The following is a 10,736-nucleotide window of genomic DNA, read 5'->3' as shown; positions in this document are numbered from 1 at the left end:
TGGACGTGGCGCCCGATGGTGAAGCGAGCCAGCCCCGTCTGTGGGATCTGAATGGATCTGAAGGGATCTGAAGGGAACAACCATGCCTGAAGCCGTCATTGTCTCAACTGCTCGCTCGCCGATCGGCCGCGCGATGAAGGGGTCGCTGGTCAATATGCGCCCCGACGACCTGACCGTCCAGATCGTGCGCGCCGCGCTCGACAAGGTGCCCGCGCTGAACCCGCACCAGATCGACGACCTGATCCTGGGCTGCGGCCAGCCCGCCGGTGAAGCCGGCTACAACCTGGCGCGGGTCATCGCCGTCGAGCTCGGCTTCGACTTCCTGCCGGGCACCACCGTCAACCGGTACTGCTCGTCGTCGCTGCAGACCTCCCGGATGGCTTTCCACGCGATCAAGGCCGGTGAGGGCGACGCCTTCATCTCCGCGGGTGTGGAAACCGTGTCCCGGTTCGCCAAGGGCAGCGCCGACTCGTGGCCGGACACCAAGAACTCGCTGTTCGGTGAGGCGCAGGAGCGGTCGGCCGCCGCGGCCGAAGGCGCCGACGAGTGGCACGACCCCCGCGCCGACGGCAACGTGCCCGACGTGTACATCGCGATGGGGCAGACAGCGGAAAACGTGGCGCTGTTGACCGGCATCAGCCGCGAAGACCAGGACCACTGGGGAGTGCGCAGCCAGAACCGCGCCGAGGAAGCGATCAAGAGCGGGTTCTTCGAGCGGGAGATCATCCCCGTGACCCTGCCCGACGGCACCACGGTGAGCACCGACGACGGCCCGCGTCCCGGCACCACCTACGAGAAGATCAGCCAGCTCAAGCCGGTGTTCCGGCCCAACGGCACGGTGACCGCGGGCAACGCGTGCCCGTTGAACGACGGCGCCGCCGCGGTGGTGATCACCAGCGACACGAAGGCCAAGGAACTGGGTCTGACGCCGCTGGCGCGCATCGTGTCCACCGGCGTCAGCGGCCTGTCCCCGGAGATCATGGGCCTGGGCCCGATCGAGGCGACCAAGAAGGCGCTGGCGCGCGCCAAGCTGTCGGTCAGCGACATCGACCTGTTCGAGATCAACGAGGCGTTCGCCGTCCAGGTGCTGGGTTCGGCGCGCGAGCTGGGCATCGACGAGGACAAGCTGAACGTCTCCGGTGGGGCGATCGCGCTGGGACACCCGTTCGGCATGACCGGCGCACGCATCGCCACCACGCTGCTCAACAACTTGCAGACGCACGACAAGACGTTCGGTTTGGAGACCATGTGCGTCGGCGGCGGCCAGGGCATGGCGATGGTCATCGAGCGGCTGAGCTAGGCCGATCGTCGTCGAGCGTGCGTGCCGGGCGGCGAGCGTGCAAACTGGGCGGCGACGCGCCGGGTAACGCCGCCGTCGCTGCACACTCAACGCCGTTGCGTCACACCAATGGCCGCATCGCATACCGAACCGGCACGCACACGAAAAAACCGGCACACCCACGGGCGTGCCGGTTTTTTCTGTGGCGGAGCTAGTCGTTCTGCAGATAACTCAACAGACGCAGGATCTCGAGGTACAGCCAGACCAGCGTCACGGTCAGGCCCAGGGCGATGCCCCAGGCTGCCTTGTCCGGCGCGCCGGCGCGGACCATCTGGTCGGCCGCATCGAAGTCGATCAGGAAGCTGAAGGCCGCGATCGCGATGCACACCAGCGAGAAGATGATCGCCACCGTGCCACCGCTGCGCAGGCCCAGCCCGGTGCCGCCGTTGACGTGGAACATCGCCAACACGAAGTTGCCGAGCATCAGGGCCAGCACGCCGAACATCGCGGCGACCAGCATGCGGGTGAACTTGGGCGTCACCCGGATGGCCCCGGTCTTGTAGACGACGAGCATGCCGAAGAACACCCCGAAGGTGCCCAGCACCGCCTCACCGATCAGCGCCCCGGCGTTGGCGTTCGACACCGAGAAGTTGGCGAAGACGAAGGAGATCGCGCCCAGGACCAGGCCCTCGAGCACGGCGTAGCTGAGCACGATGCCCGGGTTGTCCTGCTTGCGTCCGAAGGTGGCCACCAGCACCAGGGCCAGGCCGCCCAGCCCGCCGATCAGGGCCAGCGGCATGGCCAGCGCCACGTCGCGGGCGACCAGGAAGTAGGAGACCACGGCGGAGATCGCCAGCACGGCCAGCGTGATGCCGGTCTTGGTGACGACGTCGTCGATGGTCAGCGGACGCGAAGCTTTGGCCTCCTGGTACGGGGCCTGGTAGGGAGCCGCGTAGGGGTCGGCCCCATAGCCCTGCATCGGGGGCGCGGCCGTGCCGAATTGCGCGTATCCGCCCCTCTGCTTAGGCAGCGAACGAAATACCGGGTTGCTTGTCTCCCGCACCGTCGGATCCTCTCTAATTGGCTTCGAGCTGTGCGAACACAATCTCAACGATCGGTATTGCGCCCTGGTTCCCAGCGGACCTGGGCGTTTTCCGGTGAAGATGGCCTCCGCCGTTGTCGTCGCGTTAAAGATAACCCTTACCCGCGGCTACCGCGCCGGTCGTGACGATCTAGATTTCTTCCTCGGGGCTGGACCGGCGATGGAAGGCGAGGGCGTGACCGACGAATCCGATGAGGTTCTGACCGAAGTCGAGGGAAACGTCGGCGTGATCACGCTCAACCGGCCCAAGGCGATCAACTCGCTGAACCAGCAGATGGTCGACGCGCTGACCGCCATCCTCACCGGTTGGGCGGACGACGACGCGGTGCGCGCAGTGGTGCTCTCCGGCGCCGGTGAACGCGGACTGTGTGCCGGCGGCGACGTGGTCTCCATCTACCACAGTGCGCGCAAGGACGGCGTCGAGGCGCGACGCTTCTGGCGTGACGAGTATCTGCTCAACGCGCGGATTGCCGAGTTCCCCAAGCCGTACGTGGCGTTGATGGACGGCATCGTGATGGGTGGCGGCGTCGGCGTCAGCGCGCACGCGAACACCCGGGTGGTCACCGATACCTCCAAGATTGCCATGCCCGAAGTCGGCATCGGCTTCATTCCCGATGTCGGCGGCGTTTATCTGCTGTCCCGGGCTCCCGGCGGGTTGGGTCTGCACGCCGCGCTGACCGGGGCGCCGTTCTCCGGAGCCGACGCCATCGCCATGGGCTTCGCCGACCACTACGTCCCCCACGGTGACGTCGAGGCGTTCCGGCGTGCGGTGGTCACCGACGACGTCGAGAACGCACTCGCCAAGTACGCCGTCGAACCGCCGCCGAGTGAGCTTGCCGCGCAACGCGAGTGGATAGACGAATGCTTCGCCGGCGACACCGTCGAGGACATCGTCGCCGCGCTGCGCGGGCACGACGCCGGTCCGGCCAACGATTCCGCCAACCTGATCGCCACCCGCTCCCCGATCGCGCTGTCGGTGACCCTGGGGGCGGTGCGCCGCGCCGCCAAACTCGAAACACTGAAAGACGTTCTGGTTCAGGACTATCGGGTGTCATCGGCGTCGTTGCGCTCACACGATCTGGTGGAGGGTATTCGCGCACAGCTGATCGACAAAGATCGCAATCCGAAGTGGTCGCCGGCGCAGCTGTCCGCAGTCACTGCGGCCGATGTCGAGGCGTATTTCGCTCCGGTCGACGACGACTTGAGTTTCTAGAAAGGCGGTTTGGATGACAGACGCAAATTACGAGACCATCCTGGTGGAGCGCGAGGAGCGCGTCGGCATCATCACCCTGAACCGGCCGAAGGCCCTCAACGCGCTGAACACCCAGGTGATGAACGAAGTCACCAGCGCGGCAGCCGATCTCGATAACGATCCGGGTATCGGAGCTATCATCATCACCGGCTCCGCCAAGGCGTTCGCCGCCGGGGCCGACATCAAGGAGATGGCCGAACTGTCGTTCGCCGACGCCTTCGGCGCCGACTTCTTCGCCCCCTGGAGCAAGCTCGCCGCCGTCCGCACCCCGACGATCGCCGCGGTGGCCGGGCACGCACTGGGCGGCGGCTGCGAGCTCGCCATGATGTGCGATGTGCTGATCGCCGCCGACACAGCGAAATTCGGCCAACCCGAGATCAAACTCGGCGTGCTGCCCGGCATGGGGGGCTCGCAGCGGCTGACCCGCGCCATCGGCAAGGCCAAGGCCATGGACCTCATCCTGACCGGCCGCACCATCGGCGCCGAAGAAGCCGAACGAAGCGGCCTGGTTTCGCGGGTGGTGCCGGCCGACGATCTGCTGACCGAGGCCAAGGCCGTCGCCACCACCATTTCGCAGATGTCGCGTTCGGCGTCCAGGATGGCCAAAGAGGCCGTCAACCGCGCGTTCGAAGCCACCCTGACCGAGGGGCTTCTTTACGAGCGCAGGCTGTTTCACTCAACTTTCGCGACCGAGGACCAGACCGAAGGGATGGCGGCCTTCGTCGAGAAGCGCGCGCCGAACTTCACCCACCGCTAGGACGCGTGCATGAGCGAACGGGTTTCCGCGACAAACACCGAGGCAGATCACGCCCCGGCCGACGACGTCGAGGAGGCCGCCGCGCCGGCGCCTGGGCCCGCACCTCGACGCGGCCGCGCGGCGCCCACCCTGCCATGGACTGAAAAGCCTTGGTGGGTACGGCATTACACGTTCACCGGCACCACGGTCGGCCTGATCTTCATCTGGCTCTCGTTGACGCCCTCGCTGCTGCCGCGCGGCCCGTTGTTCCAGGGACTGGTCAGCGGGCTCTCCGGCGCCATCGGCTATGGGCTGGGCGTCTTCTCGGTCTGGCTGGTGCGGTTCATGCGCGAAAAGGATCACAGCCCGCCGCCGCCGGGCTGGGCGTGGAAGGTGCTGATCCCGATCGGCGTGGTGGGCCAGGTGCTCATGGCGATCTGGTTCCACGTGTGGCAGGACGACGTGCGCGACCTGATGGGCGTGGCACATTTGGAGTGGTATGACTACCCGTTGTCGGGAGTCTTATCGCTGGTGGTGCTGTTCACGGTGGTCGAAATAGGACAGTTCACCCGCTGGCTGGTCCGCTTTCTGGTCGGTCAGGTCGACCGGTTCGTACCGTTTCGGCTCTCGGCGACCATCGTGGTCGTCGCACTGGTGGTCACGACCGTCGCCGTGCTCAACGGTGTCGTGCTGAAGTTCGCCATGCGCACCATGAACGACACGTTCGCCTCGGCCAATAACGAGATGAACCCCGATAGCGCGGCACCGAAGACCCCGCTGCGCTCCGGTGGTGCCGGATCGCTGGTGTCGTGGGAATCCCTTGGCCACCAAGGCCGCGTCTTCGTCGAGGGCGGTCCCAGGGTCGATGATCTGACCAAGTTCAACGGAGCCCCGGCGACCGAGCCCATCCGGGCCTACGCCGGGCTGAACTCCGCCGACGGCATCACCGCGACCGCCGAACTCGCCGCGCGTGAGCTGCAGCGCGCCGGCGGTTTGCAGCGCCCCGTCGTCGCCGTGGGCACCACCACCGGTACCGGCTGGATCAACGAGGCGGAAGCCACCGCGCTGGAATACATGTACAACGGCAACACGGCGATCGTGAGCATGCAGTATTCGTTCCTGCCGAGCTGGCTGTCGTTCCTGGTGGACAAGGAAAACGCCCGGCACGCCGGACAGGCGCTGTTCGAGGCCGTCGACAAGCTGATCCGCCAGATGCCCGAAGCCCAACGACCCAAGCTCGTCGTATTCGGCGAGAGCCTGGGCTCGTTCGGCGGCGAGGCGCCATTCATGAGCCTGAACAATGTGCTGGCCCGTACCGACGGTGCCCTGTTCAGCGGGCCGACGTTCCAAAACACCATCTGGACCGATCTGACGTCGACGCGTGACGCCGGGTCGCCGCAGTGGTTACCGATCTACCAGGACGGTAGTTACGTCCGATTCGTCGCTCGCGCAAAGGATTTGACGCGTCCTAACGCGCCGTGGGATCACCCGCGGGTGGTGTACCTGCAGCACGCCTCGGATCCGATCGCCTGGTGGACGCCGGACCTGTTGTTCAGCAAGCCCGACTGGCTGCGCGAACGGCGCGGCTATGACGTGCTGCCGCAGACGCGCTGGATTCCGGTCGTCACCTTCCTACAGGTCTCGGCCGACATGGCGGTGGCGGTGGACGTACCCGACGGGCATGGCCACCGCTACGTCGCCGACGTCGCCGACGGCTGGGCGGCCGTGCTGTCACCGCCCGGCTGGACACCGGACAAAACGGCGAAACTGCGTCCGCTGCTGCACGCCGACGAGACGAGCTAGAGCCAGCGGCGGGCGGCCGCGCCGGTGTCCGCGAACACCGGATCGACCCGGCCCCCGGCCAGCTCCCTCAGCACGCCGGCGCCGGCCAGCGCGTGATAGCCGCCGATGACGTCGGTGGCGCGGTGCAGGCCGATGTCGAGCAGCGCGGCCGCCGCCAGGCTGGACGTGTAGCCCTCCGAACACAGGATCACCCATTCGACGTCGTCGCCGACGGCCTCGGGCAGCTTGGCCTCGCTGGTGGGATCGCAGCGCCACTCCAGTACGTTGCGTTCGATCACCAGCGCGCCGGGCACCTCACCCTCGCGAAAGCGCTGGGCCTGCGGCCGGATGTCGACCAGCACCGCGCCGCGCCGCAGCGCGTCGGGCACTTCCACGGCGGGCAGGCGACGGTACCGGCGCCGGGCCGATCTCAAGACGACATCGATGCGGCTCATGGCGATCCTTCCGGCTGGTCGGTCAGTTCGGTGCGTTCGCGGCGCAACGTCTTGCGGTCGGTGATCTCGTAGTACGACATCGCGGTCAGGGGCGGCGAATAAGCATGCACGCTCAGGGTCGGCTGCAGCTGCGCGGTGCCGGCGCCCGGCGCCCCCGCGATGGGCACTGCGACCGGCCGGGGCGCCCAGACCACGTCGTGCACCCAGCCCAACGGGAATCCGGCCTGATCGCCGGCATCGAGCCGACGGCGTCGCAAAGCTCTACCGTCCCAACGGTATTCGTTCAGCGATCCGGAAAGGACGGTCAGCGCGCCCAGCGACCCGCCGTGGTCGTGCAGTTCGGTCGGCTGGCCGGGCACCCAGCTGATCAGCCAGACGTCGAGTTCCTCGTCGCCGTGGATGCGGGTGAACCAGCGCCGCGACCGGGGTATGCCGCCCTCGGGCAACAGATGGTCGCAGCGCCCGCTGAGCACATCGTCGGCGGCCTGGTCGGTGGCGTAGAGCAGATCAGGCACTCGCAGCCGGGTCGGGCCGGCGGACGGGGTTGGCAGGGTTCGCGGGCGTAGCGCAGCCGCGGTGGCGACGGGCACAGACATCAGGGGCTCCAGGGCGAAAACGGATCGGACAAGCGGCGGCGTGTTAAGGCCGACAACACTCGCAAAATCCGAAGCGCTCCATCACGGCAGCCAGTGTTGCATAGATTGAGACCGTGCGCTGGTGCGGTGATCGGTCCCGGCGATGGGGCGCGGTTGTGAAAGCGGCCTGTGTGGTGGGCATCGTCACGGCGGTCACGGGGTGCTCGCAGGGTGCCCACACCGGTGCCCCCACCTCCTCACCGGCGCGGCAATCCGGCATCCCCAACGGCCCGGCTTCGCCGCCGGCGGGCTCCGTCGGCCTGTCCCCCGGCGGCGTGACGACCAGGGTCGATGTCCCCGCGGACTCGACCGAAGAGGAGTACTACCAGGCCTGTCACGCCGCCAAAGAGTGGATGGACGCCCAGCCCCGGACCGGTGCGTCGCTGTTCGAGCCCTATTTGTCGATGATTCAGGCGTCGCCGTCGGGCACCGCGGGCAGCTGGAACGCCCCCTGGTCGAAGTTGACCCCGGCCCGGCAGGCGGCGGTCATCGTCGCCGCGCGCGCGGCCGCCAACGACGAATGCGGGTAGCGCCGCGCCCTAGGTTTTCCGCCGCCGCGTAATTGGGATCACGGCTGAAAAAAGTGCCCGCGCCGCCCGTCGAGGGCCTCTGCCAACGCGCGATCGCCCGCCTCCGCGCAAGATGGTGGGGTGCCTGACGAAGTTCCGCGTCGATCAGAACCGACTCGGGTGGCACTCGCGCTCGGCAGCGGTGGCGCCCGCGGCTACGCCCACATCGGCGTGATCGAGGCCCTGGCGGCCCGCGGCTACGACATCGTCGGCGTCTCCGGCTCGTCGATGGGTGCACTCGTCGGCGCCCTGCAAGCGGCCGGGCGGCTCGACGAGTTCTCCGATTGGGCGAAGTCGCTGACCCAGCGCACCATCCTGCGGTTGTTGGACCCGTCCATCAGCGCGGCCGGCGTGATGCGGGCCGGCAAGATTTTGGACGCGGTGCGCGACATCCTGGGCCCGGTCGCCATCGAGGAACTGCCGATCCCGTACACCGCGGTGGCCACCGACCTGCTGGCGGGCAAGTCGGTGTGGTTTCAGCGCGGACCCCTCGACGAGGCGATCCGGGCCTCCATCGCCATCCCCGGTGTGATCGCCCCCCACGCGGTCGACGGGCGGCTGCTCGCCGACGGCGGCATCCTGGATCCGCTGCCGATGGCTCCGCTGGCCGCGGTCAACGCCGACCTGACCATCGCGGTCAGCCTGTCGGGCAGTGAGGCGATCACCAACCGCGAACCGGAGCCGGGTGCCACCGTCGAGTGGTTGACCCGCATGATGCGCAGCACCACCGCGTTGCTCGACACGGCCGCCGCCCGTTCGCTGCTCGATCGGCCGACCGCGCGGGCGGTGCTCAGCAGACTGGGCGGGCCGACCGGCGAGTCGGACGGCTGGTCGGACATCCCGGACGAGGAGCAGCCCGCGGCCGCTGACGACGCCGGCGACCTACCCGGTGCCGGATTCGATGTGCCGAAACTGGGCAGCTTCGAGGTGATGAATCGGACCATCGACATCGCGCAGGCCGCGCTGGCGCGCCACACCCTGGCGGTCTACCCGCCCGACCTGCTCATCGAGGTCCCGCGCTCGACCTGCCGGGCCCTGGAATTCCACCGGGCGGTGGAGGTGATTGCCACCGGGCGGGCGCTGGCGAACGAGGCGTTGGACGCACTGGACGTCGGGGACGACCGTGATGTCCCACCCGCGTTCGAACGCTGAGCGGCTTTACATCACTGCGCGGCAACCGCTGTCACGCACCCAGGAAGCGGGCGATCGCCGCGGCCTCGCGGCGGCCCTGGTCCCGTCCGGCCACCGCCGACGGGATCCGGCAGGCCGGGTCCAAGGCGTTGGCCCCGAAGGCGGCCAACGAATCGCCGTCGGCGAAGACGGCGAAGGCCGCCCCGGGGAACGCCGAGATTTCAGCAGCCGGCCCCGCACCGAACGGCGACGGCACATCGACGCCCGAGGGCACCAGCACCACCGCCATGTCGCAGTCGGCGGCCACCACGAGGTTGACCGAGCTGGCGACCCCGCCGTCCATGTAGTGGCGGTCGCCGATCGTCACCGGCGGCCACGCCCCGGGCACCGCGCAGCTGGCCGCCACCGCATCGACGAGGTCGACCCCGGAGTCGCGGTCGAAGACGGTCAATTCTCCGGTGGCCACGTCGATCGCGGTGAGCCGCAATTCGCGGTCCGGCCAGTCGTGCGACGGCAAGCGCCGCGCGATCACATCTCGGCGCACCGGCGCGGGAACCGTTGTGGTCGCCAGCGCGACGGCACCGATCCGCTGCATCTGTTGCCGGGTCCTGTCCAGCGACTCCTCATACGGATCCGCCAGGGCCGACAGAAACATGTCGGTGATGGCCTCGATGTCGACCCCGGAATCGATTTCGGCCGACGACTCGGCGACTTGCCGATCGAACAGCTCGTCCAGGGTGTGGCCGCTGCCGAGCTGCGCGGCGACCGCCGAGCCCGCCGAGGTCCCGACCAGCACGTCCGACTCGACCAACAGCCGGGCCACCGCCGGCGACTCGTCGGCGATGCCGCGCAGAACACCTGTCTCCCAGGCGATTCCCGCTATCCCCCCACCAGCCAGCACCAGGGCGCGTTTAATTGTCACGCTCACCAACTCTGCCAAACGGTGTCAGGCCGACCGTCGGGTGCTCGGCAGTGCGTGCTGCGAGTCCTCGACCGGCGTGCTCAGGTCCTCGCGGCGCAGCAGATGTTTGGGCGGATCGGGCAGCACCAGAGTGCGGGTGACCTGCAGCCCGGCGTCGACGTGAATCAGCTCTCCGGGCTCCAGCAGACGCCAACGGGTGTCGCCGTCCATGCGTTCGGTGGCGAACACCACCGACGGCCGGGCGCACAGATGCTCGGAGCGCGCGTGAATCCGCAAGGTGTGCAAGTCGAATTCGGGATCACGGGAAGCCGCCTCGGCGGATCGATCCAGGATGTAGAGCTCGTGGGTTTGCGGGTAGCGCAGCGCCCACATGTCGGTGGCCGTGCTCAACAGCACGTTGACCGCGTAGATCGGGGCGTGCTCGGCGAGCCATTGCATGGCGTCGATGAGGCCGGCGGTGATGTCGCCGTCGAGCGCCCGGATGGAGGCGGTGATCAACGCGAAGACCCGCTCGGAGTCGGTGTCGCCCAACACCAGATCGTCGGTGCCGACCTCACGCAGCCGCTCGTCGATGACGTCGAGTCCTTCGAGCACGCCGTTGTGCGCGAAGATCCGCCCGTCCTGCAAGAACGGGTGGGTGTTGCGGATGTCGAGCGATCCGGTGGTCGCGTAGCGGACATGGGCGATGACGGTCGTGCCGGTCATCTGGTGCGCCTCGGTCGCGAATTTGGCGTCCTGCCAGGCCGCTATCGGTTCCTTGTACAGGTGGGGTCGGCCGTGTTCGTCGAAGACACCCAGGCCGGTGCCGTCCGGATTTCTCCTGCTCTGTCGGGACAGGCTGTCCGGTGCATCCAGCAGCCAGAAGGTCGCGGT

The 10,736-nt window shown here is 68.1% G+C and carries 11 protein-coding genes; 6 read left to right on the top strand and 5 right to left on the bottom strand.

What is annotated here, in order from left to right; translation table 11 throughout:
* Positions 1-82 precede the first annotated feature (82 nt).
* Positions 83-1,300 carry an acetyl-CoA C-acetyltransferase gene (locus tag A5782_RS16650; protein ID WP_067102457.1) on the top strand — a complete coding sequence of 406 codons (1,218 nt, stop codon included), beginning with the start codon at positions 83-85 and terminating at the stop codon, positions 1,298-1,300.
* A 190-nt stretch (positions 1,301-1,490) separates the two neighbouring features.
* On the opposite strand, the gene A5782_RS16645 is transcribed toward A5782_RS16650, so the two are convergent.
* A complete protein-coding gene (locus A5782_RS16645) occupies positions 1,491-2,342 on the bottom strand; it encodes a Bax inhibitor-1/YccA family protein (protein ID WP_067102456.1) in 852 nt (283 codons plus the stop codon).
* A gap of 214 nt (positions 2,343-2,556) precedes the next feature.
* Here A5782_RS16645 and A5782_RS16640 point away from each other — a divergent pair, with 214 nt between their 5' ends.
* From A5782_RS16640 to A5782_RS16630, 3 genes are read left to right on the top strand one after another with little or no spacing between them, the layout of a single operon-like run.
* Positions 2,557-3,594 (top strand): enoyl-CoA hydratase/isomerase family protein, encoded by a 1,038-nt coding sequence (locus A5782_RS16640; RefSeq protein ID WP_067102460.1) that lies wholly within the window; start codon positions 2,557-2,559, stop codon positions 3,592-3,594.
* 13 nt (positions 3,595-3,607) lie between these two features.
* Entirely contained in the window at positions 3,608-4,390 is a 783-nt protein-coding gene (locus A5782_RS16635; protein ID WP_067102455.1) for an enoyl-CoA hydratase, read from the top strand.
* Positions 4,391-4,399: 9 nt separating this feature from the next.
* A complete protein-coding gene (locus A5782_RS16630) occupies positions 4,400-6,172 on the top strand; it encodes an alpha/beta-hydrolase family protein (protein WP_067102454.1) in 1,773 nt (590 codons plus the stop codon).
* Here the strand turns inward: A5782_RS16630 and A5782_RS16625 are convergent.
* On the bottom strand, positions 6,169-6,606 hold the full coding sequence (locus A5782_RS16625) for a rhodanese-like domain-containing protein (protein WP_067102453.1): 438 nt from the start codon (positions 6,604-6,606) through the stop codon (positions 6,169-6,171). The genes A5782_RS16630 and A5782_RS16625 overlap by 4 nt on opposite strands.
* Positions 6,603-7,202 carry a cysteine dioxygenase gene (locus tag A5782_RS16620; RefSeq protein ID WP_067102448.1) on the bottom strand — a complete coding sequence of 200 codons (600 nt, stop codon included), beginning with the start codon at positions 7,200-7,202 and terminating at the stop codon, positions 6,603-6,605. The genes A5782_RS16625 and A5782_RS16620 overlap by 4 nt, the downstream gene beginning before the upstream one ends.
* A gap of 155 nt (positions 7,203-7,357) precedes the next feature.
* On the opposite strand from A5782_RS16620, the gene A5782_RS16615 reads away from it, so the two are divergent.
* On the top strand, positions 7,358-7,771 hold the full coding sequence (locus A5782_RS16615; protein WP_197694259.1) for a lipoprotein LpqV: 414 nt from the start codon (positions 7,358-7,360) through the stop codon (positions 7,769-7,771).
* Positions 7,772-7,891: 120 nt separating this feature from the next.
* Complete coding sequence (locus A5782_RS16610) at positions 7,892-8,962, top strand: patatin-like phospholipase family protein (RefSeq protein ID WP_197694258.1); 1,071 nt, start codon at positions 7,892-7,894, stop codon at positions 8,960-8,962.
* 31 nt (positions 8,963-8,993) lie between these two features.
* Here the strand turns inward: A5782_RS16610 and A5782_RS16605 are convergent, their stop codons facing one another.
* The gene (locus A5782_RS16605) at positions 8,994-9,863 is read right to left on the bottom strand and encodes a patatin-like phospholipase family protein (RefSeq protein ID WP_067102441.1); all 870 of its coding nucleotides are present in this window, start codon (positions 9,861-9,863) and stop codon (positions 8,994-8,996) included.
* 24 nt (positions 9,864-9,887) lie between these two features.
* Positions 9,888-10,736: class II glutamine amidotransferase (locus tag A5782_RS16600; RefSeq protein WP_067102438.1), on the bottom strand; the 849-nt coding region annotated here is incomplete at its 5' end.

It is taken from the genome of Mycobacterium sp. 852002-40037_SCH5390672 (assembly GCF_001665875.1).
Classification (GTDB): domain Bacteria; phylum Actinomycetota; class Actinomycetes; order Mycobacteriales; family Mycobacteriaceae; genus Mycobacterium.
Note: the sequence above shows the minus strand (reverse complement) of the source record. Positions and strands in the feature narration are given on the sequence as shown.